24 protein-coding genes are annotated in these 26,981 nt (G+C 48.0%); 14 read left to right on the top strand and 10 right to left on the bottom strand.

The genetic code is table 11. From position 1 onward, the window contains the following. Positions 1 to 5 precede the first annotated feature (5 nt). Together J8N69_RS10325 and J8N69_RS10320 are read left to right on the top strand one after the other, a co-directional pair. Positions 6 to 1,799, top strand: a complete 1,794-nt coding sequence (locus J8N69_RS10325) for a GGDEF domain-containing protein (protein WP_168824352.1) — start codon at positions 6 to 8, stop codon at positions 1,797 to 1,799. 102 nt (positions 1,800 to 1,901) lie between these two features. Further along, the gene (locus tag J8N69_RS10320; RefSeq protein ID WP_168824350.1) at positions 1,902 to 2,735 is read left to right on the top strand and encodes a UDP-2,3-diacylglucosamine diphosphatase; all 834 of its coding nucleotides are present in this window, start codon (positions 1,902 to 1,904) and stop codon (positions 2,733 to 2,735) included. 94 nt (positions 2,736 to 2,829) lie between these two features. Here the strand turns inward: J8N69_RS10320 and J8N69_RS10315 are convergent, their stop codons facing one another. The 6 genes from J8N69_RS10315 to siaA all read right to left on the bottom strand — a co-directional run bounded on the left by J8N69_RS10315 (position 2,830) and on the right by siaA (position 9,260). After that, entirely contained in the window at positions 2,830 to 3,477 is a 648-nt protein-coding gene (locus J8N69_RS10315; protein ID WP_227803867.1) for a 3'-5' exonuclease, read from the bottom strand. A 15-nt stretch (positions 3,478 to 3,492) separates the two neighbouring features. Next, positions 3,493 to 5,358 (bottom strand): DUF294 nucleotidyltransferase-like domain-containing protein, encoded by a 1,866-nt coding sequence (locus J8N69_RS10310; protein WP_168824346.1) that lies wholly within the window; start codon positions 5,356 to 5,358, stop codon positions 3,493 to 3,495. Between the two features lie 105 nt (positions 5,359 to 5,463). Then, the gene (locus tag J8N69_RS10305) at positions 5,464 to 6,321 is read right to left on the bottom strand and encodes a diguanylate cyclase (RefSeq protein WP_168824344.1); all 858 of its coding nucleotides are present in this window, start codon (positions 6,319 to 6,321) and stop codon (positions 5,464 to 5,466) included. Beyond that, entirely contained in the window at positions 6,322 to 6,696 is a 375-nt protein-coding gene (gene siaC / locus J8N69_RS10300) for a biofilm regulation phosphoprotein SiaC (protein WP_168824342.1), read from the bottom strand. It abuts the gene before it with no gap. 10 nt (positions 6,697 to 6,706) lie between these two features. After that, positions 6,707 to 7,243 (bottom strand): biofilm regulation protein kinase SiaB, encoded by a 537-nt coding sequence (siaB, locus tag J8N69_RS10295; protein ID WP_168824340.1) that lies wholly within the window; start codon positions 7,241 to 7,243, stop codon positions 6,707 to 6,709. A gap of 16 nt (positions 7,244 to 7,259) precedes the next feature. Then, on the bottom strand, positions 7,260 to 9,260 hold the full coding sequence (siaA, locus tag J8N69_RS10290) for a biofilm regulation protein phosphatase SiaA (RefSeq protein ID WP_168824338.1): 2,001 nt from the start codon (positions 9,258 to 9,260) through the stop codon (positions 7,260 to 7,262). Between the two features lie 438 nt (positions 9,261 to 9,698). Between siaA and J8N69_RS10285 the strand changes: the two genes are divergently transcribed. The 12 genes from J8N69_RS10285 to J8N69_RS10230 all read left to right on the top strand — a co-directional run bounded on the left by J8N69_RS10285 (position 9,699) and on the right by J8N69_RS10230 (position 22,378). Then, positions 9,699 to 10,715 carry a TRAP transporter substrate-binding protein gene (locus J8N69_RS10285; protein ID WP_168824336.1) on the top strand — a complete coding sequence of 339 codons (1,017 nt, stop codon included), beginning with the start codon at positions 9,699 to 9,701 and terminating at the stop codon, positions 10,713 to 10,715. Positions 10,716 to 10,854: 139 nt separating this feature from the next. Next, entirely contained in the window at positions 10,855 to 11,412 is a 558-nt protein-coding gene (locus tag J8N69_RS10280; protein WP_168824334.1) for a TRAP transporter small permease subunit, read from the top strand. Then, positions 11,405 to 12,721, top strand: a complete 1,317-nt coding sequence (locus tag J8N69_RS10275) for a TRAP transporter large permease (RefSeq protein WP_168824332.1) — start codon at positions 11,405 to 11,407, stop codon at positions 12,719 to 12,721. The genes J8N69_RS10280 and J8N69_RS10275 overlap by 8 nt, the downstream gene beginning before the upstream one ends. Before the next feature lie 83 nt (positions 12,722 to 12,804). Beyond that, a complete protein-coding gene (locus J8N69_RS10270; RefSeq protein ID WP_168824330.1) occupies positions 12,805 to 13,296 on the top strand; it encodes a gluconokinase in 492 nt (163 codons plus the stop codon). Between the two features lie 130 nt (positions 13,297 to 13,426). After that, the gene (gene gntR / locus J8N69_RS10265; RefSeq protein WP_227803866.1) at positions 13,427 to 14,437 is read left to right on the top strand and encodes a gluconate operon transcriptional repressor GntR; all 1,011 of its coding nucleotides are present in this window, start codon (positions 13,427 to 13,429) and stop codon (positions 14,435 to 14,437) included. A gap of 107 nt (positions 14,438 to 14,544) precedes the next feature. After that, the gene (locus tag J8N69_RS10260) at positions 14,545 to 15,480 is read left to right on the top strand and encodes a Fe(3+) dicitrate ABC transporter substrate-binding protein (protein WP_168824328.1); all 936 of its coding nucleotides are present in this window, start codon (positions 14,545 to 14,547) and stop codon (positions 15,478 to 15,480) included. Beyond that, positions 15,477 to 16,478, top strand: coding sequence for an iron chelate uptake ABC transporter family permease subunit (locus J8N69_RS10255; RefSeq protein WP_168824326.1), 1,002 nt, complete (start codon positions 15,477 to 15,479; stop codon positions 16,476 to 16,478). The genes J8N69_RS10260 and J8N69_RS10255 overlap by 4 nt, the downstream gene beginning before the upstream one ends. Next, on the top strand, positions 16,478 to 17,434 hold the full coding sequence (gene fecD, locus J8N69_RS10250; protein ID WP_168824323.1) for a Fe(3+) dicitrate ABC transporter permease subunit FecD: 957 nt from the start codon (positions 16,478 to 16,480) through the stop codon (positions 17,432 to 17,434). Before J8N69_RS10255 ends, fecD begins: the two co-directional genes overlap by 1 nt. 3 nt (positions 17,435 to 17,437) lie before the next feature. Further along, a complete protein-coding gene (gene fecE / locus J8N69_RS10245; RefSeq protein WP_168824322.1) occupies positions 17,438 to 18,205 on the top strand; it encodes a Fe(3+) dicitrate ABC transporter ATP-binding protein FecE in 768 nt (255 codons plus the stop codon). Positions 18,206 to 18,305: 100 nt separating this feature from the next. Next, positions 18,306 to 18,833: a sigma-70 family RNA polymerase sigma factor gene (locus J8N69_RS10240; protein WP_168824320.1), complete on the top strand. Its 528-nt coding sequence runs from the start codon at positions 18,306 to 18,308 to the stop codon at positions 18,831 to 18,833. Continuing rightward, entirely contained in the window at positions 18,826 to 19,797 is a 972-nt protein-coding gene (locus tag J8N69_RS10235; RefSeq protein WP_168824318.1) for a FecR domain-containing protein, read from the top strand. The genes J8N69_RS10240 and J8N69_RS10235 overlap by 8 nt, the downstream gene beginning before the upstream one ends. A gap of 127 nt (positions 19,798 to 19,924) precedes the next feature. Beyond that, complete coding sequence (locus J8N69_RS10230) at positions 19,925 to 22,378, top strand: TonB-dependent receptor (RefSeq protein WP_168824316.1); 2,454 nt, start codon at positions 19,925 to 19,927, stop codon at positions 22,376 to 22,378. Between the two features lie 72 nt (positions 22,379 to 22,450). Here the strand turns inward: J8N69_RS10230 and J8N69_RS10225 are convergent, their stop codons facing one another. The 4 genes from J8N69_RS10225 to J8N69_RS10210 all read right to left on the bottom strand — a co-directional run bounded on the left by J8N69_RS10225 (position 22,451) and on the right by J8N69_RS10210 (position 26,980). Beyond that, complete coding sequence (locus tag J8N69_RS10225; RefSeq protein WP_168824314.1) at positions 22,451 to 23,029, bottom strand: cysteine hydrolase family protein; 579 nt, start codon at positions 23,027 to 23,029, stop codon at positions 22,451 to 22,453. An 87-nt stretch (positions 23,030 to 23,116) separates the two neighbouring features. Next, positions 23,117 to 24,979 carry a methyl-accepting chemotaxis protein gene (locus tag J8N69_RS10220; RefSeq protein WP_168824312.1) on the bottom strand — a complete coding sequence of 621 codons (1,863 nt, stop codon included), beginning with the start codon at positions 24,977 to 24,979 and terminating at the stop codon, positions 23,117 to 23,119. A 393-nt stretch (positions 24,980 to 25,372) separates the two neighbouring features. Next, entirely contained in the window at positions 25,373 to 26,179 is an 807-nt protein-coding gene (locus J8N69_RS10215) for an endo alpha-1,4 polygalactosaminidase (protein ID WP_168824310.1), read from the bottom strand. A gap of 168 nt (positions 26,180 to 26,347) precedes the next feature. Beyond that, positions 26,348 to 26,980 (bottom strand): response regulator transcription factor, encoded by a 633-nt coding sequence (locus J8N69_RS10210; RefSeq protein ID WP_168824308.1) that lies wholly within the window; start codon positions 26,978 to 26,980, stop codon positions 26,348 to 26,350. Between the last annotated feature and the right edge of the window lies 1 nt (position 26,981).

Here is a 26,981-nt window from a genome sequence, read left to right as displayed (position 1 = left end):
ACGAAATGAGCCAAATAGACGACCGCGACTTGCTTGAGAAAATACTTAAAAACGCGTTAATTACGCCGTATTTTCAACCCATTTATAACCTCAACAACGGTGAAATATATGGGCACGAAGCATTGTCTCGCGGTCCAATGAACTCTCCCCTCTTCTCCCCAGACCCACTGTTTACGCTGGCGCAAAAAGAAGAAAAACTGCACAAATTAGAACTTCTCTGCCGTGAAAAAGCCCTGTCTAAATTCGCCAAACTGTCATTAAAAGGCCGACTTTTTCTTAACGTCAGCGCTTCGTTATTGGCGTCCCCAGACCACCAATCAGGCATGACACTTGCCATCTTAAAAGAGCTTGGACTGGATCAAAAAGACATCGTCATTGAGCTATCCGAACAACACCCTTATGACCACAACGGCTTATCCCGAAACAGTGTGGAGCATTATCGAAAAATGGGCTTTCAAGTCGCCATCGATGACTTAGGTGTTGGATATTCAGGGTTACAACTGTGGTCTGAACTACAACCAGACATTGTCAAAATAGATAAGCACTTTATTACCGGCGTCGACAAAGATGAAATTAAACGCGAGTTTGTTCGCTCTATTGTCACCATTGCCCAACGACTGAACTGCACACTCATCGCCGAAGGCATCGAAACGCAACAAGAACTCGACCAATTAATTGCCATCGGCGTCACACTCGGACAAGGGTATTTTCTAGGGCGCCCGACAGAACACCCGGCATTTTCAACCCATCCATATTTAGTGAAACAAGCCAAAAGGCGCTCGCAGTTTCAAATAGACCACTCTGAAACCGTACAAACCCTGTGCCGCCCAACCCCCAGTTTGCTCGAAAACGACTTACTCGAAGACGCGGCGCAATATTTTAGAAAACAACCCGACCTCATCGCCATTCCCATACTCAACCCCCATGGCGAGCCATTGGGAGTGGTACGGCGCAATCAGTTACATGAACTGTTTTCCACGCCTTACGGTCGCGCATTATACGAACACAAACCCGTCATCAACCTACTGAGCGATGATGTACTTATTGTCGAAAGCAACGTCGGGCTGTCCAATGTCTCGACATTAATGACAGACCAAGAATCCGATACGATAAACAACGAAATCATCATCGTTAGAGAAGGTAAATTTATTGGCACCGGCCATCTTAGAGACTTATTAAAGCGCATCACCGAACTAAAAATACAAAACGCCACCTACTCAAATCCCCTCACGCTATTGCCAGGCAATGTCCCAATACATTGGGAAGTAAGCCGACGCCTATTAGCCAAAGAAGATTTTTACGTGGCGTACTTTGATCTCAATGACTTCAAACCTTTCAATGATTTTTTCGGCTATTCAAAAGGTGACGCCGTCATTCAACTCGTTGGTGCCTTGATCAAAGAATGGGTCGCTCCGGACAATAACTTTATCGGTCACATTGGGGGCGACGATTTTGTGGTGATTTTCGGTAGCCCAGATTGGCAACATCAATGTGACATGATTCTGCAGACATTCGCCCAAAAAATACGAGCATTCTACAGTGATGACACCCTAGCAGAAGGCGGCGTATGGACAAAAAGCCGTCACGGCGAAATGCGTTTTCACCCAATACTCAGCCTAGCCATTGGCGTCGTGCACCCAGATCCAGAGCAATCCAACAACCATCACCAAGTTGCAGAAATGGCCGCCCACGCCAAAAATTCGGCCAAACAACAAGGCGGCAATATTGTGTATTTTCAGCCAACGCATCCCCCTGTCGATATCGACAAACTACACACTCGCCCCCACCATTCCGCCTAATACGCTGTAATCCGGTTTTTTCAAGTTAACTTGTCACAAAGGCCTCACACATCTGTCATAAACCCTCTTTACTCTTAAGACAGGCAACAATAGGAGGTGTTTATGCAGACAAAATTCCGCTCTGTGTTTATTTCAGATGTCCATCTGGGAACCAAAGCGTGCCAAGCGGCCCACTTACTCGATTTTTTACAATCGATCACAACAGACACCCTGTATTTAGTCGGTGACATTATCGATTTACAAGAAATGCGCCACCGGGCGTATTTTATCGAGGCTCATCACCAAGTCGTCGAACGTATTCTCGCCATGGCAAAATCCGGCACCAAAGTCATTTATATTCCCGGCAACCACGATGCGTTTTTCCGTCAATTTGCGGGGCAAACCCTTTCTGGCATCGACATAAAACTCAATGCTCGCCACAAAACCGCCAATGGCCGCACTTTTCACGTCAGCCACGGCGACGAATTCGACCAAATGGTAAAAATCAGCCCACTCATGCTCGCCATTGGCGACAAAGCCCACGGACTCATGTTGTCGTTGAATCAATGGATCAATAGTATAAGGCGTTTGGTGGGGCTGCCTTATTGGTCCCTCGCGGGCTACTTAAAAAGCCATATCAGCAAGGCCAAAGAATTTATCGAACGCTTTGAAACCGCCGCGCTCAAATCCGCCAAAAATCAAAAAGTCGACGGCTATATTTGTGGGCACATTCACTTTGCCTCGTTTCGCATCAAAGACGACATTCTGTACTGCAACGACGGCGACTGGGTTGAACACTGCACAGCACTGACTGAATCAGCAAGCGGAGAAATGAGCCTAATACACTGGTCAGAAAACCCAACCCTCTTAGCCACCGAACCCAAAGAAGAACACTGGGGATTATCGCCGATTCCTTCTAGAGGCTGTCGCAAAAGGTATTCAGCGAAGGTTGGATAGGTTTTGTAGGCCTGATGAGGGAGGCACGACTGTAATCAGGCCTACAAAACCTTTTGCGGCAACCGTCTTCACGGAAATGAGGTATGAAGCACAATTAACGCGTCGTGAACTTCACTCGTCCACCGCCCATTTGGTTTAGGTCCTGTAGTCGGCAGTCGTGGCCTTGGTAGGCGATTTGCGCGAGGAGTAGTTCGGCGGTGGCTAGGGCGTCGGTAAGGGCGTCGTGGCCTTGGTATTCTGGTAAGCCGTAGCGTTCTCGGCAGGCGCCAAGGCGAAAGCCGCCCTCTTGGATTGGTTGTTGTGATCGGTGGGCTTTGGTTCTTTCGATGGCTAAGGTATCCAGCCAACTCACGGAAAACGTAGGCAGCGCTTCGGCTTGCCACGCTTGTTTTAAAAACCCCAGTTCCATTGGCGCGTGGTGCATGACCAAAATACGCTCGCGCAGCAAGTGCCGTAGGTAACGTAGGACGCTTTCTTGGCGTTTGCCCTGTTGTTGCACGTCTGAATCGGTAATCATGTGGATGCCGACACTGTCGCCTATTTTGGCGCTGTCCAATACGATATGGCGGGCGCTGTCTAATTCAATCGTGCCGTTTCGGATACAAACCCACCCCACGCTAACAATACGGTCTTGTTTCGCATCCAGCCCAGAAGTTTCAATATCGAGCACCAAATACTCCCACTCACTCCAGGCTCGTTTTGTCGACTGTCGAAAGCGCTGCCAAGCTTTAAGTTTTTGCAAACAATCCGCCAGCATCTAGCTGTATCCTCTTAAAAAGCGCTGTTGCGCCACGTCTTGCACGTCGCTAATAATGCTAAAGGTGGTTTTCAGGTGTTTGCGTTCTAAGGAGCTTAAATCTTTAGGGTCGAGATAGGCGCTGGCTTTACCTGTCGCTTGCCAGTGTCGACGTTGCGCTTCTAAGCGCAAGCCGTTTAATTTGTCCCACGCGTCGATTAGGTTACGCGCGGTGTCTACGCTAATCAGCTTTTCGCGGATCGCTTGCTCGATTCGGTCCAATGTCGCCACCCGATAAGTCTGACAAGACAAACCATACAAGCGCGCCAGATCATTGATTAACGCCAAACCTTGGTGTTTTAAATCCAACTGATGTTTATGTTCCCCAGACGATTCCAGTAAAAAATGCCGAAAAAAGCCCAATGGTGGCTTAGTCGCCAGTGCGGCGCGGGTTAACGTGGCAAGGAAGACGCTGTTTTTGTTCACTTCTCGTTGCATGGCGGCAATCAACGCAAGGACTGGCGCTTCGCTTCCATACACACAGCGAATATCAAAAAAGATGCTGGCATGAAGCAAGGCACTTGGCGCACTGCTTTTGATCCAGGTGGAAAACGCTTGTTGCCAACCTGCCTGAGTTCTGCGCCATTCAGGATTGCTCGCCATGATATTACCGGGGCAAAGGCGAATGCCACAAAGGGCGAGCCCTTGGCAGATAAACTCAGACAATTCAGCAAAGTACTGACTTTCTGCTGTGGTCGGTTCACGCTCCAGCATCAAACCGTTATCTTGGTCACTGCCGAGTGACTGATCGCGGCGCGCCTGTGAGCCAAACACCAAAAACTGAAATGCCATCGGCGCAGGGCCAAGTTTATCCAACGCCAGCTCAATCACCCGTCGCGTTAAGTTATCGCTGACCGTCGCCAATACTTTACCAACATCGACTGGTTTCATATCGGTGACAATCAAATTAATAATCAAGGTTGGCCATTGCTTGCAAACATTGGCGAGGCTGTCGATGGATTGCTGGCGATGAATTTGATTGATCAGTAAAAGTGGGCTCAACTCTTGGTGACGCAGTAAATCCGCGGCGGTTAGCATGCCAACGGCTTTTTTATCCTCGTCAACAATCGGCAAATGGTGAATATTGCTTTCACTCATTAAGGTTTGCGCCTGCATCACCAAAGAGTCTGGCGGCAAGCTAACCGGATCGAGGGTCATCATGTCTTTTATTAATGTGTCAGCCGAACCGCCAAGCGCCAAGATGCGAGAACGCAAATCTCGATCGGTCACAATGCCCAGCAAACGCTCCGCTTCCACCACCAGAATCGAACTGACTCGGGCTTCGGTCATGCGCATGGCGATGGTTTGCACGGTTTCTTCTGGGGACGCCAAAATCAACTGACGCGTCATAATGTGTGCGACAGGTGTCGATAATTGTAAGGCGGGAGAGGCCAATTCGTTGCTTTGACGGCGAGATAATTTGCGCAAGCGATTATGCTGTGTATATTCAAAAAAGAGCCCAAAGGCTTCGCTCTTTTCCAGCGTCTGCATAAAATGCGTTTTGTTGAAGCGATAGACCAAACTGTCTTCCATCGCCACCACTTGTAAACCATCGGGATTTTGCGCCATCACACTGGACACGCCAAAGCACTCGCCATCGGCGATTTGATCCACCAGCCCACCTTTTGGCGTACGGATTTCACACGCGCCACGGCGAATTAAATGCACCGTAGCCGCCTCCCCCGTTAGCACTAAGGTTTGCCCTTGTCGCACGTACAACATGGACACGCCGGTTAGCACTTGCTTACGCTCTAGCAAATTCAAGCTTGAAAAAGGCGGAATGGTTTCAATAAATTTATGAACTTCGGGGATGTCGATCGCGGCCATCTTATTATTCTCATTTTATCGACGGATAAAAGAGTGTGCGCTTTTATCCTAGACAACAAAACCCTTCTTAGACCAATGTCTAGGTAAACCAATAGATCCTTGTCTTTATCCAATGACCACGCTGTTTCGACCCTTTGATTTGGCAAGGTACAAAGCGTTGTCTGCTTTTGAAAGGAGCGAGTCCATCGAATCCTTATCTTGGTAACCCGCAAGGCCAATACTAACGCTGGTTGACACGGTTTTTTCGTCGACTTGAAAAGAGTAAGCATTAACGTTGGAGCGCAGCGCTTCCATCACAATGGCCGCGTCGGCGATCTTGTAACCGGGCAATATGACCAAAAATTCTTCGCCGCCCCAGCGCCCAATCACGCCATGACCCTCAATCTCTTTTTCCATCAGCTTGCCAATGGCGATTAACACATCATCACCCACTTGATGACCAAACTCATCGTTTACTTTCTTAAAGTAATCAACATCCACCATGGCGACAGCCAAATGCTCAACTGGATGGTTTTCCGCTTGCCCTTGTGGACGGTCTTGCGAGTCTTCTTGTTGCTGATCTTCCTCTTGCTGATCTTCCTCTTGCTGATAGTCAAAGGCTTGGGACAAACGCCTCATCATCATTCGTCGATTGGGCAGCTCCGTCAATGGATCAATCAATGAGGTTTTCTCTAACTCAATATTCAGCTGTCTTAAACTGCGCTGATAACGATCTGATATTCGCGTCATTTTTTCCAATTGACGCAGGTGTTTATCAAACCGCTCACTGAGGCTTTTTTCTCGCTGGAGCATCATATCTTGGTACGAATCGGATAGCCGGGTTAAACGATCCATGCGATTCCACTGGTCTTGATTGACCGCCCACAGCTTACTCAGCGCGACACTAGCAGGGTGATCTTGATACTCTGGTTTGGCCAAAATATCCTGAATGGTTTTTTCAAGTTCAGTGAAGTCAGTCGTCATTTATTTGCCTATGATATTAAAAGGAAAAGTACAATCTTCTTTGAACTCTTCTGCAAGTTCCGCCACTCGCTCATTTTCTTCATCGAAGTACCAATTTACCGCCACTTGGCGGCCTGTTTGAAAGCGCTCTTCCATTTCATCAAACATATCCATCATCACTTTAATACTGCTGGTATTAAGGTATAACAACGCCAATTCTAGCGTCAGTGGTTCAGACGACTCTTCAAGATAACGTGCTACCCAAGCTACCATATCGGCATAAAGCTCATAGGAATTTTCTGGGTAAGAATCGCCTTCCATATGCAGAATGCCGTTTGCCCAATCCCCTTTCACACTCGGAGAAGAAACCGTCCCTTCTATTATTAAATCATTCATATTCATAGTCTCAGATTTGTATACTTAAGCTGAAATAAGCCATGTCGTTACCGATGTCTTTCAATGTCGCTTCCATCGGCTTTGAGGATTTACGCGCCATGTCGATCAAGCCCAGCCCAGCGCCCGTCACCGCAGTTTCATCGCGAGGCCTTCGAAGTTGCGTTTTGTAGAGGGTTTTGAGTTCTGCTTTGTCCATTTTAGCAAATAACGCAATACGCTCAACCAAAGCCTTACCATCTGCTACACGCACCATGTTGCCCGCCGCAACACGATAACAACCGTCATAATGGCTAACAATCACTGTCGCCGTGTCGGCCCCAGGTAATTGCGAAGACGCCGCGTAATGGCGAATATTTTGGGTCAGTTCAATATACGCCGCAAACACATCTAGCGCCGACGCTGGAGACAGCTGTTCGGACTTCAAATAGTTTTTTAGCGCGTTACCAATCTCTTCAATTAAACTACGAGAAATTGGACCGTTAAAACACAATAAAATATTGTCTTTCTCGAAGCGCTCTCTTAATCCATACAAATCTGGCGAACTCATCTCACCTCCTCATAATTCACTGTGCATTATTGTTGGCATCAAACCGAAAAGACAACAGCGTAATGTCATCCCTTTGTGGTTGGTCTCCCATGTATTCATCTAAGGCAAACTCAAAAGACGCCGCTTGCTCTTTTAAAGATAACGCCGCGTTGTCTTTAATTAACGTTTCAAAACGTTGATTACCAAAACCAAAGTTCTTATCACCGCCAGATTGGTCTAAAAACCCATCCGTGGTCATGTAATAAGTCCAACCGGACATAGGTAACTCGGTGTTTTCATAGTGTCCACGGCGACGGTCACCTAAGGCTCGGCGGCCAGAATTGTGCTTTATTAACACCTTGCCATTACTGCCATACAAGGCAATTTTAGCCCCAGAGAAGCGCATAAAATCGCCCTTTTTGGGTACATACACCAAGCCAACATCGGCGTTTGTCGCGACTTTATTAGCGCTCATGTCTTCATTCAACATAGAGCGTAGAGTGTCATCAATAGAAGACAACAAGGCGGCAGGATCGGCAATCCCCACTCGGGCAATTGCATAATCAATCGCCGCACGTATTAACATGGTCATTAACGCGCCCGGAACACCATGCCCAGCACAATCCACAATCCCCAAGACACAACCGTCGTCAGTGGGGTGAAACACATAAAAATCACCACCAACCACGTCCCGCGGACGCCAAATAACACTGTGTTCTTCCCCTAAAAACTGCCGCATCTGGCGATCGGGTAGAATCGATTTCTGAATCAAGCTGGCATAATCAATCGACGCGCCAATTTTACGATGAGCTTCCAACACTTTTGCATGGGCCAATTCCAGCTCAGCGGTTCGAGCCTGAACTTTATGCTCCAACTCTTGCGTATGGTTTCTGACTTGTTGTGCCATTTTATTGAAGGTTTTGCCTAATTCTCCAATTTCGTCGTTTCCACCTGTGGCCAACGTCACGTCATAAGAGCCACTGGCGATGTTTTTCGCCGACCTTTGTAGCTGCCTAATCGGTGCAATTAACAAACGCTCCACCACAAAGCCAAATACAATCAATAATATAACCAACATCAGTACAAAAACACTGACCGCGGGCAAGACAAGACTAGAATCAAAAACACTCACGCTGGCCAAATCCACATTGGTCACCACAAACCAATCCAATAATGGAAAATACACAAATGACATCAACTGTTTATGGCCATCCTGCATAACCGGAACCGTAACAACGTTGCCATCACTCTGTTGCGCACTGGCCAACGCCGCTTGGACAGTTTGCTTAGACTCATCATCGTCCAACAAGGAATAAATAGAGCCTAGGCTAGCGTCGCCGTTCTGCGCATTGTAGGCAATCAGCTTTTCATTTTGATGAATTTCGATCGTGCCATCCGCGTTGAGAATAAAGGGCGTCACGCCGGGCACCGGATTTTCAGCAAATTGCTTAATAAAAAGCTCCAGAGAAAACCCCGTCCCCGCTAAGCCAATAAACCGACCGTGATCGCGGACCTGAAAATTAATCCACACCTTCATTACCTTTAATACTTCATCGTAGTTCACATTAATATTGAAGGGGGTGTTTGTCTCGCGCATAGCAAAATACCAGCTATCGGCGTTTTTCTGCTGGCTTAGTGTGTATTTCGGGATTCGTGAGAGGGCGCTTTCTTGGTCGGCGAAATAATAGTTTAGCGTGCCATCATTGACGATAAACATGGCGTGATTTTGAAAGGTATCGAGGTAGCCTTGCGTTTCTTCAAGCCATGCGGTTTCTAATGCGGGGTCATCTGGGCGCTGCAACCAAGACTTAACAATCGTTGAGTTAGCAAAGCGCTCTGCTAATGCCACTTCGCGCGAGACTGGGGTTAAAATGCGCTGATAGTTAAGCTGTGTGAAACTCGTGGCGTAGTTTTCGGCTGAATATTCCTGGCCTTTTTGAATGAAAAAACCACCCATCACCACGATGATCAGCAAGGCAAACAAACAGCTAGCGGCTAAAGCAAATAATGATTTACCGCGTAATCCCCAACGGGCCATTAAAAATTTCCTTGTGGATGAACTCAACGGCATAACAACACACCGTGATGAAAAGGCTAGAAAGAAAAAGCAACTTTGTAATCAATGACTATCTTAGTGAAAGAAATGGCTGATTGGAACCAAGATAATCACCCTAAAAGCGGATAAAGAGCCGCTTATGCTGTGTTTTTCACCTTTTTCATGGCTCCTATAAAAAAGATTTATACTTATAAAGAAGCCTTATATATCAATCAGCTATTTGCCCTTCACTTTGTCCTTGTATTTGTCCTTTAAAAATAAAACGTCAAACACTTGACGAGAGCGAAAAGTTACCGGTAACATTGCCATTCTTAGTTACCGGTAACATTGAATAAAAAGCCTCAATGAAAACTAAGTAATTTCCTAAAAACTGTTTGCAACAAACAGTTCTTTCAAAAAAAAATAATGGGAAGCAATATCATGAACAAATTCAGCACCACATTATTGACCGCCTCTATGGCCGGCATTCTATCCACCTCTGCGATTGCTGCGGATTATAACTTCAAGTTTCAATCCTCTGATCCAGCGGGTGACAAAAACTTCCAAGTTCAAAAAGAATGGACCCAACGCGTCGAGTCTATGACTGGCGGTCGTGTTCAAATCGAATTGCTTCCTGTTGGCAGTATTTTTAAACACACAGAAACCCTAGACGGCATTAAAATGGGCATCTTAGATGGCCATATCACCGCGACGGAATTCTTCTCTGGCAAAGACCCAGCCTTTGGCCTAATTGGTAACACGGTTGGTGCATGGTCAAACACTCAGCAACTTCTACAATACGTAAACTACGGTGGTGGTTACGAACTAATGAATGAACTTTACGCGCCTTACGGTGTGAAATTCATTGGCGGTTCTACCACTGGCGTTGAGTCTTTGGTGGCTCGTGTACCACTAGACAGCGTAGCGGATTTGAAAGGTCTAAAACTGCGTGCGCCAGAAGGTCTTGTACAGCGTGTCTTTGCGGCGGCAGGGGCGGCTCCAGTAAACCTACCAGGTTCTGAAGTCTTCACGGGGCTAAGCAAAGGCGTGATCGACGCAGCGGATTACACGGTTTTCTCAACCAACCAAAAATCCGGCATGAACGACATTGCCACACACCCTGTACAGCCTGGTTTCCATTCTTTGCCATTGATCGATATTTCAATGAATCAGAAAAAATGGGACGCTCTGCCAGCGGACATTCAAGCTATTCTAACGGTTTCGGTACGTGACTTCGCAGAAGACATGACAACGCAATTACGTATTGCTGACCAAGCCGCTGTGAAAGCCGCGCAAGCAGATCCAAATATCACTATTCACGACTGGTCTGCAGAAGAACGTAAAAAATTCCGCACCATTGCTCGTACACAGTGGGAAGAGTTTGCAAAAGGCTCTGACAACGCGCAAAAAGTCTACGATTCCATTACCACTTATTTAGAAGAAAACGACCTTCTATAAGCCTATGATGATCCGGTACGACGAGGTTATACACCACGTCGTACCCTTGTTGACTATTGTTGGAAACCTTCAAAACCAGCACACCAGCCGCTAGCACGTCACTATCTCGCTGGCGGCTGATTTTCATTGGATTATGATCATGACAGACGAAATTCATCCAGATTCTCCTGATAGCTCAGAGCAGCCAAGAAATATTTTAGATAAGGCTATCTTCACCTTTGGCAATGCCATCAGCTTATTATTTCTTTTTACCGTCGCCATTTCTTTTTATGAAGTCATTATGCGCTACGTGTTTAACGACCCCACTATGTGGGTACACGAAACCGCGACGTTTTTAGGCGGTGTTTTATTTATCTATGGCGGTATTTACGCCTTATCAATCAACAAACATGTTCGTGTGGTGCTTATCTATGACATCGTATCGGACAGTACACGTCGTTGGTTGAATGTTTTTCATCATGTTATGGGATTGCTATTTTCCGGTCTACTTAGCTGGGCGGCTTATCAAATGGTGCAGGATTCTTGGTTCACGCCATTTGGTGATTTGCGTTTAGAAACCTCAGGATCCGCTTGGAATCCCGTATTCCCAGCCTTAGTAAAAGGCATGGTGTTCGCCACGCTGTGCGTTATGTTTGTGCAGTTTTCCTTGCATCTAATACAAGAACTAAACAGCTTAAGGAAACGTAAAGATGTTTGATTTATCTGCGATGGGCATAGGCTACGGCAGCCTATTAATGCTCGGTTCTATGATTGCATTGCTACTAACGGGCATGCAATTGGCTTTCGTCACGGCACTAGTGGCGCTTATTTTTGCCATTGGCTGGTTCGGTGTTGGCGCTTTGCCATTGATTACCAGCCGTTTGTACAGCTTCGTTGGCGACTATGTTTTCCTTGCGGTGCCCATGTTTGTCCTAATGGCCGCCTTACTAGACCGATCCGGTATTGCCCGCGATCTGTTCGATGCGATGAAGGTGTTTGGCCGTAAATTGCGCGGCGGTGTGGCGATACAAACCTTATTAGTCGCCGTGGTATTGGCCTCTATGTCTGGCGTTATTGGCGGCGAAACCGTCCTACTAGGCATCTTGGCGTTACCGCAAATGCTGCGTCTTGGCTACAACCGCAAACTGGCGATTGGTGTCACCTGTGCGGGTGGCGCATTAGGCACCATGCTGCCCCCCAGTATTGTATTGATTATTTATGGTCTAACCGCCAGCGTTTCCATTGGCGACTTATTCAAAGCGTCCTTCCTACCGGCGTTTATTCTTGCCTTTGCTTATATGGCTTACGTGTTGATCATCTGTCGTCTGCGCCCAGAATACGCACCACTGCCAAGTGCAGAAGAACTGGCTGCCGAGGAAGATGTTAATTATTTCAAAGCCCTACTGTTCCCTTTGCTTACCGTGATGATGGTACTGGGCAGTATTTATACCGGTGTGGCCTCAGTCACAGAAGCCTCTGCACTGGGTGTTGTTGGTATTTTAATCAGCGCGGCGATTCGCGGTGAATTGAATTTTGCCATGCTAAAAGACAGCGCCAAAGCCACCATGAGCACCTGTGGCATGATCATCTGGATCGGTATTGGTGCCACCGCGCTGGTCGGTGTTTACAACTTAATGGGCGGCATCGATTTCGTTGAAGAAACCATTCTTACCCTCAGTGGCGGCAGCGTCATGGGCACCATCATGATCATGATGGTGATATTGCTAATATTGGGCATGTTCTTAGATTGGGTCGGTGTTGCGCTATTAACCATGCCAATCTTTGTGCCGATTATTACCGGGCTTGGTTTAGACCCTATCTGGTTTGGTGTGGTGTTCTGTTTGAACATGCAGGTGTCTTTCTTGTCACCCCCCTTTGGTCCGGCGGCCTTTTACCTTAAATCCGTTGCCCCTAAAGACATTAGCCTTGGCGAAATCTTCAGCTCTTTACTGCCCTTTATTGGCATGCAAGTAGCGGTGCTTTTGTTGGTCATATTCTTCCCTCAGCTGGCCCTTTGGTGGAAGTAATCCATTGTGACCATGCCGTTCAATACGGCTTTTTGAACGACACAGCCTTGCTGAAAACAGCAAGGCAATAAGGACAAAAGAAGATGACAAACAAAATTGTAGTACTCGGCGTATCAGGCTCAGGAAAATCCCTGATAGGCAAAAGCATCGCCGACAAACTTGGCTACCCATTTTTTGATGGCGATGACTTTCACAGCCAAGCCAATGTCGACAAAATGCGCCAAGGCACCCCGCTGACCGACGAAGATCGGAAAGGCTGGTTAGCCACACTCAATACCATATTGACCGATAACCCAACCGCAGTCATTGCCTGCTCTGGATTAAAACCGGAATACCGCGCCATGCTGCGCCATGACTTAGACGATGTCACCATGATCTACCTCAAAGGCGACATTGACACTATTTGGCAGCGTCACCAAAAGCGTGATGGACATTATTTCAACGGTCGAGAGATGTTAGAGAGTCAATTTGCAACCTTAATTGAGCCAAGCGAAGACGAAGCGCTGGTGATCGACATTACTCAAGACGCCGATGCGGTATTAAACGAAGCCCTGACGCTGTTAGCCAACCGGTAACGTCAACGCGGCACAGCCACTAGGCTGTGCCTTTTTACCGCGGCTCTTTTTTGTTTTAGCCATGAATGCCTTATGGTAATGTTACCTGTAACAAAGCATCCATAGGCCGTCTTGTGCGAAACATTCTGACATGAAACACTCTGCTATGAAAAACAAACGCCCCACATTACAAGACGTCGCCAATTTAGTCGGCGTGACCAAAATGACGGTCAGTCGCTTTCTTAAAAATCCCCAGCAAGTTTCTGTGCCCTTACAAAGTAAAATCGCGGCCGCATTAGACACCCTAGGCTATATTCCCAATCGAGCACCGGATATCTTATCCAAATCAAAAAGCCATGCGATTGGCGTATTACTGCCCTCTTTAACCAACCAAGTGTTCGCCGAAGTCATCCGCGGCATCGAGTCTGTGTTAGAACCTGCAGGCTACCAAACCATGCTCGCCCACTATGGCTACAGTAAAGAAGCCGAAGAAGCGCGCATTGCAACGCTTTTGTCTTATAGCGTAGATGGCTTAATTATTTCCGAAAGCTACCACACAGAACGCGTCAGAAAAATGCTCTCTGTGGCCGGCATTCCCGTCATTGAAATTATGGATTCCGTCTCGCCTCCCATTGAACAAGCCATTGGCATAGACAACCAAGCGGCGGCTTATGCGATGACAGATTTTATGATCAAAAAAGGTCGACAAAAGATCGTCTATTTTGCCGCCCGAATGGACCAACGAACCTTATTCAAAATTAAAGGCTACGAAACCGCCATGCTCGACAACGGCTTAACGCCCTTGTGTTTAAAAACCCACAGCGCCTCTTCTTTCACCCTAGGCGCCATGTTTCTAAAAGACGCTTTACAGCAACAACCCGACACCGATGGTATTTTTTGCACCAACGACGATTTGGCCATCGGTGCGCTCTATGCTTGCCAAAAAGCCGGCATTAACGTCCCGCAAGACATCAGCATTGCTGGTTTCCATGGCCACGATATTTCCCGCGTGATGGTGCCCTTGCTGGCCACCGTCATCACCCCTAGAGAAGAAATGGGACGCCTCGCTGGCGAACATTTATTGTCGCGTTTACAGGGCAACCCCGTCTCGCAACGCATCATTGAACTGCCTTTCCAAATCGAAGCAGGGGAAAGTATTTAGCTCAGCGTTAGGACAGGGAATGGCAAGAGAATAGCCGCAATAACACTTCAAATACATTTGATAAGTGTTATCATTAGCGCGTTTTTTATTCTCTCATAGGCTGTTCAATGACGCGTTTCTTATCAATTACTCTTTCTGCCCTTCTACTACTGAGTTTTTCGCTCTCAACACACGTCTTTTCGGCTACCGAGAACAGGGCAAAAAACAGTCTGAACAATAGCGTCGAAGACAGTAAAGGCACCTTTAGCATTGACTACACGCCAAAGCGCATTGTGGTATTAGAGCTTTCTTTTGTCGATGCTTTGGCAGCGGTGGGGGTCAGTCCCGTGGGCATTGCCGATGACAAAGACCCAGAACGTATTTTAAAAGACATTCGTAATGAAATTGGCGATTGGACCTCCGTTGGTACTCGCTCTCAACCCAGCCTTGAAACCATCGTTTCTCTTAAACCGGATTTGATTATTGCTGATATTTCCCGTCACGAAGGGGTGTATGCCGATCTACAAAAGATAGCACCAACACTCATTTTACCTTCACGCCGCGCCACCTATGAAGGAAACCTCCAAGCCACCGCCATCATCGGCAAAGCCATTGGCAAAGACAAAGCAATGCAAGCACGCTTGAAAAAACACGCTCAGGTCATGGCCGACTTTGCCAAACAATTACCAGAAGGCAAAGAAGTGCAATTTGGCGTGGCCCGTGATGACGCATTGTTTCTGCATACTGCAGACTCTTACGCTGGCGGTGTCATTCGTGCCTTAGGCTTAAAAAATGCCAACACTGGCCGAAGCGACGACGCTTATCGTCAAACCAGCCTAGAACAATTCCTTGCGGTGAACCCTGACTACTTTATTGTTGGCCATTACGTTACCCCAAGCATCGTCGACAAATGGAAAAATGAACCACTTTGGTCGATTTTAAAAGCCGCTAAAAATCACCATGTTTATTCGGTCAATCCCAATACTTGGTCCCGTTGTCGCGGCATTATTTCAGCCGAAGCCATGGGGCAAGACCTGATTAATGTCTTTCACACCAAGCAATGATCACGGTACGTTTGTCTTTTATCCGCCAATGTGTCGCCTTATTGCTGCTGTTATTGATTTGCTCTTGGGTCAGCTTATTTAGTTGGTCCGTCATTCCGATTACCCCTACCGACGCCATTCAAGCTTTGTACAATATGAACGAGGAAAGCATTGCTCAGCATATTGTCCATGACTTACGCCTACCCAGAGTGCTGATTGGCCTAATGGTCGGCGCCAATCTCGCGGCGGCTGGCGTTATCATGCAGGGCTTAACACAAAACCCTCTCGCTTCACCGTCGGTATTAGGCATTAACGCGGGCGCCGCGCTGGGCATGGCAACCGTCTCTAGCCTTGCGCCTTGGTTTGGTTTGCTCGGCACCTCGGTGGCGGCGATGATTGGCGGCGGTATCGCATGGGCCCTTGTGATGCTGCTGGGCAACGCCTGGCGAGGTGGCAATGAACATGGCCGGTTGGTGTTAGCTGGAGTGGCTATTTCGGCCTTGTGTGCCGCCTTGACCAAAGCCGTTATTATCATTGCGGAAGATCAAGCCGCCGGTGTGCTGACTTGGTTGGCTGGCAGTTTAACCGATGCCAGATGGCAGACCTTTGACGCCTTCTGGCCAGTCTGCATCCTTGGTTTAGTGGGCGCGATGCTGATTGCGCCCACGCTTAATCTATTGCAACTGGGCGACGACAATGCCCGCAACCTTGGCGTGTCCCTCATCTGGGTCAAATTAGGCGGTAGCTTTTTGGTGTTATTATTAGTCGGTAGCGCCATCAGCAGCGTCGGCGCGATTGGCTTTGTCGGCTTGCTGGTGCCGCATATGGCAAGGATGCTGGTAGGACAAGATCACCGTCAATTCTTGCCCATTGCGATGATGCTAGGCGCGGGCTTGGTCGTCCTATCAGATACCGTCAGTCGCGCTATTATTTATCCGGCAGAAACGCCCGCTGGCGCGATTTTAGCCTTAATAGGCGCGCCGTTTTTCATCTATCTCGTCCGCAAGAGAACGCTATAATGGCCATCCGCTCGCTGCCTATTTTATTATTTATCTTGCTCGGCTTGCTGGTCGCTAATCTGATGTTTGGCGCAGTGTCTATTCCCTTTGACGGTATCCTAAAAGGCTTTCAAGTCGGCGATGCCAACTACTTTACCGTTCATGAATACCGTTTTCCTCGCACTATTCTCGCCATGTTAGTGGGCGCCATGATGGCGCTGGCAGGCGCGTTGGTACAAGGCGTGATCCGTAACCCATTGGCCTCACCAGATGTGCTGGGTGTCAGCCATGGCGCGGGGTTGGCCGCCGTGTTCTATATGACCTTTTTTCCAAACGCTGACATCATCTGGCTGCCTGCGGTGGCCTTGATGGGAAGTTTGATCGCCGCGCTAATGCTGTGGTGGCTGTGCGGTCAACATAGCAGCACCATAAAACTGGCGATTACCGGCGTCGCGCTAGCGGCACTGTATGCCAGCTGTATCGACTTTCTAATGCTGGTAAAACCCTTAGAAATCAACAACGCGCTGTTGTGGTTAACGGGCAGTCTATGGGGCCGCGGTTGGCATCAGCTGTCTATGTTATTGCCTTGGCTACTGCTTGTTCCTTGTGCGCTTTGGCTCGCCAAGCCGCTTAATCTTATTCACCTTGGCGACGACAGCGCCATGAGTCTTGGGATAAAGGCCAACAAACTGCGTTTATCCTCCTTGGCCATTGCCGTTGGGCTAACGGCGTCTTGTGTCGCTATTTGTGGACCTATCGGCTTTCTTGGCTTGGTCGCCCCACATTTGACCCGTAAATTGGTCGGTGGACGCCATCAGATCCTCTTGCCTTCCACCATGTTAGTTGGCGCTATTTTGCTGTTACTGGCTGATCTCGTGGCGCGAACCATTGACCCACCGATTGAATTACCCGCCGGCATTATGACCGCCATTATTGGTGCACCCTATTTTCTTTGGTTACTCTTTAGGACGAAATGATTCATGTCTCTTAGCACGCATAACTTATCGGTTGGCTACCATCACCAAGCCATCGTAAAGCAGGTTAGTTTGAGCATTCCTGAAGGAAAAATCATCGCCTTGCTTGGCCCAAATGGCTGTGGCAAATCCACCTTATTAAAAGCCATGGCACGCATTCTTGCGCCAATGGAAGGACAAGTTCACTGGCAAGGCAAAAACCTTCACACCATTGCGTCTAAAAAATTGGCCCAACAATTGGCATTGCTGCCACAAACTCAGCCGATACCAGAAGGTATTAAAGTCAAAGATTTGGTGGCTTATGGACGCAGCCCATACACCGGTTTTTGGGGCAGAATCAACACCCAAGACAAGGCGATTATTGACCAAGTAATGCAACAAACGGGGATTACAGAGCTGGCAGAGCAATTAGTCAGTGAACTCTCTGGCGGCCAACGCCAACGCGTTTGGCTGGCCATGACGCTGGCACAAGATACGCCGTATTTACTGCTCGACGAACCCACCACATACATGGATTTAAGTCACCAAGTAGAGCTAATGCACTTATTGCGTAAGTTAAATCGGCAAGGCAAAACCATCATCACTGTGCTCCACGATATTAACCAAGCCGCCCGATATTGCGACCATTTGATCGTCATGAAGCAAGGCGAAATCATCACCCAAGGCTCACCCCAAAGCGTTTTAACACAAGACATGCTGAAACAGGTTTTTTCGCTCAACGCCCAGATTCACCAAGACCCCATCGCCAACACCCCCATGTGCGTGGTGGAGTAACGCCCCTTTTAGCCTTTGTTTAGGTTGACAAAAAAACGTTTAAAAAGTCTAATGAGAGATATTATCATTTAGATTAATGTTTCTTAGTGGGAGTGACTTCATGCCGCACAATGCGGATCCAAGAGCGCAACAAAGTGCCATGCACGCGCTCTATTCAGATAACCATCATTGGCTGTATACATGGATACGTAAGCGCTTAGACAATCAGTTTGATGCGGCAGATTTAACGCAGGATACGTTTTTAAGAATCCACTCTCGCCAAGACGTCGAGCAAATCACCGAACCTCGCGCCTATATAGTGACCGTCGCCAAAGGCATTATTAGTCATTTTTATCGCCGCCAATCACTAGAAGACAAATATTTAGAATACCTTTCCTTGTTCCCAGAGCCGGTCACCCGCTCGCAAGAACAGCAGCAGATTATTTTACAAACCTTAGAACAAATTGATGCATTGCTGAATGAATTGCCACCGCACGTCAAAAGCGTATTTTTACTGTCACAGATCGAAGGCAAAAAATATCAGGCGATTGCCGATGACATGAATCTGTCCTTAATCAGTGTCAAACGCTACATGAAACAAGCCTATGTGCAGTGTTTAAGCCTGATGGAGGATGACTTTTTTGAATAAAGCAAACACACCAATAGCCAAGCACAGTCTTGAAGACGCCGCCGATTGGCTAATACGCTTGCAAGAAGCACCGCTCACCCGCGAAGAAAAAGCACAACTAGAGCAATGGCAAAAAGCCCACGCTGACAACGCCCATGCTTGGGCGCGCGTACAACGACTGATGCAGCAAGTTGATACCTTACCAAAAGGCGCTGCCGCCGCTGTGCTCAATCGCCCAGACGATGAAAGCCGGCGTTTTGCTATTGGTAAACTGGCGCTATTACTGGCAGCGGGGCCCGCTTTATGGGGGACTTACAAGACCCTAGAAACACAACAATGGAGCGCTGATTACCGCACCGCAAAAGGCGAATTCCAGCACATTACCTTACCCGATGGCTCATTGGTAACACTGAATACCGCCACCGCGTTTGATATGACATTTAACCGCCATTCTCGCCTCCTATCACTGCGAGAAGGGGAAATCGAAATACACACAGCACAGGTTGATCCACAGCACTTCGGTCCTTTTATCATTCACACCCAAGAAGGCACACTCACGCCTCTTGGCAAGCGATTAAGCGTACGCCAATGTGATGGTTTTACTCAGCTGGCGGCGCTAGAAGGGCAGGTTCAAGTCACGCCAAAACGTGCCCAACAGGATGCCGTAATCAAAATACCATCCGGTTATCAAGCCAAGGTCTCGCCCTATGAACTGCTCTCTAGCGAAGCCATTTCCCCCGCCACCACCGCTTGGTTAAAGCAGATGCTGGCGGTGCATGATATGCCACTGAAGCAATTTGCACAGGAAGTCTCGCGCTACCGTCTAGGCTACTTACGTGTCTCACCTGACATCGAAAACCTCATGGTGTCTGGCGCCTTTCCCACCACAGATACAGACACCATTCTCAATATGCTGAGCCACACCTATCCGATTCACGCCAAACAGCATTTGGGCGGCTATTGGGTCACCCTTGAACCCGCCTAAAAGCACAGCATCACAGCCCCCCTATAAGTAATGACAATTATTTTCATTTCGATTGATACCTTTTCTCTTTTCAAGTGGCTTATTAGATAGACAACAAATAACCCCATGATTTAAAAAGGAGGTGGCTGTGGCTACCCAGAACAATCGTTTTATGACCACATGTTTTTTGACCACACGTTTTTTAAAAACCCCCTTGCAGCGAGCGATAAGTGCCGCTCTTATTGGTACCAGCTTGATCGTCGGCGCAGGGGTCAGCTCACAGGCTTGGGCAGAAAATACTGAGCAACAACAAGCGCGTCAGCAAGTGACAATTGCAGCGGGTGACTTAGGCAAAACCCTGACCGACATCGCCGCTCAATATCACATTGCTCTGTCGTTTAATCCGGTACTGACGCAGGGATTAAAAAACAACGCGGTGTCTGGACGCTTCACGCCGATGGAACTGATAGATCGTCTGCTACAAGACAGCGGATTAATGATGACGTCTAACCAAGACGGCACCTACCGTTTAATGGACGAAAGTCATTACACCCTGTCAGGCTTAGCCGTGTCTGCCGACAAAATTGACAACAGCGTACTCACCGAATACAAGGGCGGACAAATAGAATCGGGCGGGCGGCTTGGTGTATTTGGCGCACAAGACAGCACCAATGTGCCCTTTAGCCTAGTGTCTTACACCAACAAAGCCATCGAAGACCAGCAGCTCGAAAGCATTGCTGAAGTGCTGGATAACGACGCTTCCGTACAATCGGGTTTTGGCTATGGCAACTACTCTGAAAAATTCATGATCCGTGGCTTTGGACTCGACAGCGACGCCATCTCTTACGGCGGGCTGTATGGCATCTTGCCACGTCAAGTGGTCTCCACCAATGCGGTAGAAAGTGTCCAACTCTTAAAAGGCTCTAGCGCTTTTCTTAATGGCGTGACGCCAGGCGGAAGCGGCATTGGCGGCGCGGTCAACTTAGAACCCAAACGCGCAGATGACAAGCTTACCGCCTTGACACTCGACACCACCACTGAAGGGCAAGTCGGCATGAGTACCGATGTAGCACGACGTTTTGGCAGCGACAAACAATGGGGCGTGCGCGTCAACGCCCTACATCGTAACGGCGACAGCGCCATCGACAACGAAACCCGCGAAGAAACGTCCCTAAGCGTTGGCGTGGATTACCGCGCAGACAGATTCAACATCTCGTCAGATGTGGGCTACCAAAAGCAAACCATTGATGCGGGTCGATCCGTCGTTTATGTCGACAGCGCCTTAACCGACATCCCTTCTGCGCCAGATGCCAACACCAACTACGCTCCCTCTTGGGCGGATTCAGAATTAGAAACCCTATTTGCCATGGTCAAAGCCGATTATGAATTGAGTGAAAACTGGAGCCTCAATGCCGCTCTGGGGGCGAATAAAAATAAAGAGTTCGGTGACTACTCTTCGCCAACCGTGTCCAATCTAGACGGCGACGCCACTGCCAGCCGCCTAACCGTGCCTTATGAATCCAACACAATCTCGTCTTCTGTTGGCTTATTGGGTGACCTAACCACAGGCCAAGTCACTCATCAACTGAACCTTGCTTACTCTGGTTTTGTTAATAAAACCTACTCCGCTTACACCATGTCTGGCGCCAGTAATACCAATATTTATGATCCGGTAGATGTTGCCTATCCAGACGTATCCACGTGGGCCGATGGGGACATGGAAAACCCTAACATTCGCTCGAAAACTGACACCAAAGGGCTGTCGTTTGCCGATACGCTAGGCTTTATGGACGACCGACTATTGGTGACGGCTGGTGTGCGATACCAAGAAATCAAGGCGAATAACTATAACTACGACGGCTCTATCGACACCACTTACGATGACTCAGCCATTTCACCTATTTACGGCATTGTCTACAAACCGTCTGACGCCATCTCCTTATACGCCAATCACATAGAAGCGTTACAGCAAGGAGCAACGGTGGGATCAACTTACGCTAATGCTGGCGTAAGCTTGAAGCCTTATACTTCTGAGCAAAATGAGGTCGGTATTAAATTTGAAGATGGCACCTTAGGCGCTGGCGCGGCGGTGTTTGAAATCAGCAAACCCGAAGCCTATGGTGAAGCCGGTGGCACTTACGGCTACTACGGTGAACAACGTAACCGAGGCCTTGAACTCAGTCTTTTCGGAGAGCCTCTTGCTGGCCTTCGAGTCAATACCTCTGCTACTTGGTTAGACCCTAAACTAAACAAAACTCAAAATGGCACCAACGATGGTAACGACGCCATTGGTGTGGCTAAGTATCGATTAGTACTGGGTGGCGAATACGACCTTCGCACCTTACAAGGCCTTACGCTCGGCGGCAAAGTGATTCGCAGTGGCTCGCAGTATGTCAATTCCAGCAACACTCTAGCACTTGATCCTTGGACAAGATTCGATATCAACGCGCGCTATGAATCTAAAATTGCTCAGCAAGCGGTTACCTGGCGTTTGAACATCACCAACTTGATGAATGAAGACTATTGGGCGTCGGCGGCTGGCGGCTACCTAACCCAAGGTAACCCGCGTGAAATCAAACTGTCGCTTTCCACTGAGTTCTAAAAACGGCCCATAAAAAAACAAAAAAAAGCCAATGGACTGTTGTCCATTGGCTTTTTAGGTTAATAAACGCCTTTAATGGCGCAAAGACGTCTGCTCTTGGGGCAATAAATCAAATGCCTCGGTTTGGCTGATTACCGTGGCGTATTCACCCTGTAAATTCGCCAGTGACATGGCATGCACTTCATCCGCGCTACGCGATTGGCCAAAAAAATCGTCTTTTTCAAAGGCAAAACAGGCGCTGCCAACCACATAGGTGTTAAAGCCTAAATTGCCTGCGCTTCTCACCGTCGACTCCACCGAGTTATTGGTGCTAACGCCGACTACGATAAGAGCGTGCGTTTCTTGCTCCCGTAACCAGGTTTCTAAGTCGGAATGAGTAAAGGCGTCCGGTACGGATTTTTCAACGACTTTTTCCCCCGCCAGCGGCTGAAACGCATCTTGGAACAATACGCCTTCCTGCTCTGGCCAGAATAACGACCCAGGTTCAGTGGATAAATGACGCACATGCACAATCGGCGCATGACTGGCCCGCCAATGGGCAAGCAATTCCGCCATTTTATGCTCAGCATTCGGGTTATTACGTTCACCAGCCTGCGGCCAAGCCATGCCTTGCTGCATATCGATGACCATCAACACAATGGGTTTTGTCATGACGCTTCCTGTTTATCTGCCATTCGTTTATCTGCTTATCAGTTCATCTGTTATCCGTTTGCCTCATTTGGCCTATCATTGCTTAGATCACACTTTAAAAACAGCGATACTTTTTCCTAGCACATCGGCTTGATCAGCAATCGTTTGACTCGCTTTAGAGTTCAAGGCTACCGCCGCTGACGTGTCTTCGGTGATTTCACGGATTGTGCCAAGGTTTTTACTAATCTCATTCGCAGCGATTGTCTGCTGTTCGATCGCCATTGAGACGGACCCAGCCATCGCAGAGATTTCCTCAACATCAAGAACAATCTGCTCAAGTACCGTCCCTGTAGTGGCTGCTTCATCACGACTGAGTACGCCATCCTGACGGCAATTTTCCATCAGCGCCACAATGCCTTGGGTGCGATCTTGCAAGGTAACAATAATGTCGGAGATCTCTTCAGTGGCGGTGTGAGTTCGGCTTGCTAACGCTCGAACTTCATCCGCCACCACGGCGAAACCACGTCCCTGCTCACCGGCTCTCGCCGCTTCAATCGCAGCATTCAGCGCCAATAAATTAGTCTGCTCGGCAATGCCTTGAATAACACTCAACACCGTACTAATACTGTCACTTTCTTTGGCTAGCGCCCCTACGGTTTCCACTGAGCCTTCTAATCTGTCTGAAAGCTGGCGAATACGATCAATCGCCGAATTCACTTTAAGCTGACCTTGGCGGGCGCTTTCTTGTGTTGAATGCGCCTTCGCGGCGGCCACCTCCATGCTGCGTGAAATATCTTCCACTGTGCCCACCATTTCGGTGACCGACACCGCCACCATATCGGTTTCTGCACGTTGTTTCTCGGCATCATCCGATGTTCTGGCCGCGTTCTTCGACAGCTCGATGGTGGTGGCATTCATTTCTTTTACCGTGTGATTGGCATTGGCAATCACCTGACTAAAATCCGCCAGCATGTCATTAATAGCAGCGGCCACAAACCCCACTTCATCTTTCGCTGGCAAGGCAATCCGCAAGCTAAGATTATGCGTCGTGCGAATCGCTTGCATGGTCTCTTGAATCGTCTGCAAGGCGGTATTAATCGTGCGATTAATCACCCACGCAAGCAAAACACCCAGCACAATAATAACGCCACAAAACATCACCAGCATCGTCATTGCGGCGGACATTTTCTCATCAATTTGCGCTGATAATTGCTGCTCCAAACTGTCAAGTGCGGTTTCACTTTGGTGAATAGACTGACGCATGACCAACAACTGCCCCTCTTTACTCGTCAACCCTAACGCGCTTTTTTGTTGCGCATATTGATGAAACCCTTGGCGATAATCTGCCGCCAGAGACATCAATAATTGAGTTTTATCCGCAGGCAAAGACGCACTTTGTAAGGCTCTATTTAATTCATCAAGCCTGCTATTAAAGGCGCCAATGTATTTTGGATCACTGCGTAACATAAAATCTTTCTCATGTCGGCGCAGCTGTAACATGGTCACTAATAACGCATCTTGATTGAGGGCGGCAAGCTCACTTTCAATATTGTGCACCGCACGCCGCAACTCGCCTTCTAAGCCTTGAGTAGGGGTAAGCCCCAACCGCGTGGAAGCCGCAACCACCTCGGCAAAATCCGCTTGATAGGTGTTAAAATGTTGACTGAGTTTATGTAACGTATCGGTCGGCATTGAAAACGCCTGCATTGCCCGCTCAAGATCCGCCTGACCGGCCAATAAAGACTGAAAAGTACCTTGAAACGCCTCGTTATACGACACGTCAAGGCGGGCTAAAAAATCCTTCTCGTGACGACGTAGCGTCAGCATATTGACTTGCTGATGCACCACAAGGTTCTTAGCCGCATTCATTTTTTCGAGGTTATTTTGAGTGCTGTAAAACAACCCCAAAATCAAGACCAACGCCACCACGAGCAAGGCCGTATTTAAAATCAGTTTGTGTTTAATGAGCACAATTGGCTCCTATCAATTTAAAAAAACATCCTTCGCGAAGTAAAAACCAAATCCATCTTGTTCATATCATAGTCTAAAACCATTATACGACAGGTCGCTTTACTAATGGTTCGATTGCTAATCGTTTAATGGCTAATCTTGTTATTAATAGCGGCTCTATTTAATCTCTTAGGGTAAATTCCCCGCAGCTTGCTGCATAAATAACTATTGTCACTCCCGCGAAGGAGATTGTCGCTAAACGACTTCCGTCGACCTTGTAGGTCAGATGAATCGAGGAACGAAGATGTAATCTGACGTTTAATGATGCCTCGCCCCTTGGGGCGGGGTTGTTCATTAACGATTTTTTTAATAGCAAGATGGCTCACTTTTCAGCCATCCAATAGACTGAAGGCCTCAGGGTAAACAACTCATGCGGAAGGTGCCATCCAAGGCAACCGGCAACACCAAGGTACTAAACGCCATAGTCAAAGATTGCTGACACATGGCGTTGCGTTGCGCTTCATCATCCACATAAATACGGCGATATTCTGCGTTCAGCACAGGTTTTCCCTTACTAATAAACACATTAAAAGATCGACACTGGGAATGTTCAAAGCATTGCTCCGTTACCGCAAAATCAAAGTCGTCAACCAGTGATAAGGCTTGATCTGGATTGTTTTTTAGCCCAATCGCCAAGCCACGCTGATGCGCTTGCGCCGCTAAAAAGCGATTGTAGTCTAATTGATTATTGGCACGAAACGAAAACCCCGTATTGGTACGGTAGCTGTCTACTCGGTCAGGCTCTACACCGTCACACCCTTTTTGGACAGCAAGATCAAGACGGCGAATCATAATCTCACGCACTTGGCTAGAACGTATGTCTAACCAACGCTCATCGTCCCAACCGCTCAAGGTTTTCCCCAAGTCTTTGTCTGCAAATTCGGCGGCATCTGGTCGCCAGTCTTCATAGGAACCGGCCGAAAAATAACATATGACTTTTTTACCCGATGCTTGTAAACCTTGAATCAGCTCAGCCGACGAAGCAAACAAATCAATGTCGTATAATTCCGCATCGTAAGCTTCGTTAACCACGCCATCAAGCTGCCATTGCCAAGTTACTGACACTGGCGGGCGATACCAATCATTCGCCGCATAGAGGGGAGAAAAGAAAGATGACAACAATAAGCACAACACTGAGAATGGAAAAAGTACAACGCGCATAGTGGACTCCATATGCTCAAGAGGCTAAAAAAACCTGCGACAGGTCTTGCCACAAGCCCCCACTCTACTCTGTTATGTATAGAAAGACTTACAAACTAGCGGAACATTCCCTCTCTCTGTTTTTTAATATTGCCTGAGGGCTCTGGGCGCCGTCTTGGTGCCACCAGCCTAATCAATCAACTGATGCGCCAATGCATACTTTATCAAGCCCGCTGAGGTGTGGATATCAAGCTTATTTTTTACATTCTGACGATGGGCTTCCACCGTTCTCACACTGATATCCAGCGACTGGGCCATTTCTTTATTGGACAATCCCATCGCCAGTGCTTTTAACACCGCCATTTCCCGTTTGCTTAACGCGTCGCATTGCGGACTGGGGATCACTTGAGAAAACAGGGCCGCAGAAGCGCCAGAACTAAAGTAGGTCCCGCCTTGCTGCACGGTATTAATAGCTTGAACCAGTTCTTCAGAAGACACGTCTTTTAGCACATAGCCATTCGCGCCAGACTGAATCAAGGACAAAATATACTCTTTGTCATGATGCATGCTGAGCATCAAAATCTTGACATTGGGTTGCTCGGCTTTGAATCGTTTAGTGGCTTCCAAGCCGTTTAACACCGGCATAGAGACGTCCATTAACACCAGATCTGGCTGAGTTTCGCGGGCCTTTTCTAGTGCTTCCAGCCCATTCGCCGCGGTGGCAATAATGTCAATGTTATCTTCTAATTCCAAACGCGCCTGCAGCCCGTCAAGCACTAATGTGTGATCATCCACTAAGAGAATACGCGTTTTTTTTGTCATT

It is taken from the genome of Marinomonas profundi (assembly GCF_020694005.1).
GTDB lineage: Bacteria > Pseudomonadota > Gammaproteobacteria > Pseudomonadales > Marinomonadaceae > Marinomonas > Marinomonas profundi.
Note: the sequence above shows the minus strand (reverse complement) of the source record. Positions and strands in the feature narration are given on the sequence as shown.

Coding starts and splice junctions, on each gene's coding strand:
- J8N69_RS10325 (WP_168824352.1), top strand. CDS start 6: ATGAGCCAAATAGACGACCGCGACTTGCTTGAGAAAATACTTAAAAAC.
- J8N69_RS10320 (WP_168824350.1), top strand. CDS start 1,902: ATGCAGACAAAATTCCGCTCTGTGTTTATTTCAGATGTCCATCTGGGA.
- J8N69_RS10310 (WP_168824346.1), bottom strand. CDS start 5,358: ATGGCCGCGATCGACATCCCCGAAGTTCATAAATTTATTGAAACCATT.
- J8N69_RS10305 (WP_168824344.1), bottom strand. CDS start 6,321: ATGACGACTGACTTCACTGAACTTGAAAAAACCATTCAGGATATTTTG.
- siaC (WP_168824342.1), bottom strand. CDS start 6,696: ATGAATGATTTAATAATAGAAGGGACGGTTTCTTCTCCGAGTGTGAAA.
- siaB (WP_168824340.1), bottom strand. CDS start 7,243: ATGAGTTCGCCAGATTTGTATGGATTAAGAGAGCGCTTCGAGAAAGAC.
- siaA (WP_168824338.1), bottom strand. CDS start 9,260: ATGGCCCGTTGGGGATTACGCGGTAAATCATTATTTGCTTTAGCCGCT.
- J8N69_RS10285 (WP_168824336.1), top strand. CDS start 9,699: ATGAACAAATTCAGCACCACATTATTGACCGCCTCTATGGCCGGCATT.
- J8N69_RS10280 (WP_168824334.1), top strand. CDS start 10,855: ATGACAGACGAAATTCATCCAGATTCTCCTGATAGCTCAGAGCAGCCA.
- J8N69_RS10275 (WP_168824332.1), top strand. CDS start 11,405: ATGTTTGATTTATCTGCGATGGGCATAGGCTACGGCAGCCTATTAATG.
- J8N69_RS10270 (WP_168824330.1), top strand. CDS start 12,805: ATGACAAACAAAATTGTAGTACTCGGCGTATCAGGCTCAGGAAAATCC.
- gntR (WP_227803866.1), top strand. CDS start 13,427: ATGAAACACTCTGCTATGAAAAACAAACGCCCCACATTACAAGACGTC.
- J8N69_RS10260 (WP_168824328.1), top strand. CDS start 14,545: ATGACGCGTTTCTTATCAATTACTCTTTCTGCCCTTCTACTACTGAGT.
- J8N69_RS10255 (WP_168824326.1), top strand. CDS start 15,477: ATGATCACGGTACGTTTGTCTTTTATCCGCCAATGTGTCGCCTTATTG.
- fecD (WP_168824323.1), top strand. CDS start 16,478: ATGGCCATCCGCTCGCTGCCTATTTTATTATTTATCTTGCTCGGCTTG.
- fecE (WP_168824322.1), top strand. CDS start 17,438: ATGTCTCTTAGCACGCATAACTTATCGGTTGGCTACCATCACCAAGCC.
- J8N69_RS10240 (WP_168824320.1), top strand. CDS start 18,306: ATGCCGCACAATGCGGATCCAAGAGCGCAACAAAGTGCCATGCACGCG.
- J8N69_RS10225 (WP_168824314.1), bottom strand. CDS start 23,029: ATGACAAAACCCATTGTGTTGATGGTCATCGATATGCAGCAAGGCATG.
- J8N69_RS10215 (WP_168824310.1), bottom strand. CDS start 26,179: ATGCGCGTTGTACTTTTTCCATTCTCAGTGTTGTGCTTATTGTTGTCA.
- J8N69_RS10210 (WP_168824308.1), bottom strand. CDS start 26,980: ATGACAAAAAAAACGCGTATTCTCTTAGTGGATGATCACACATTAGTG.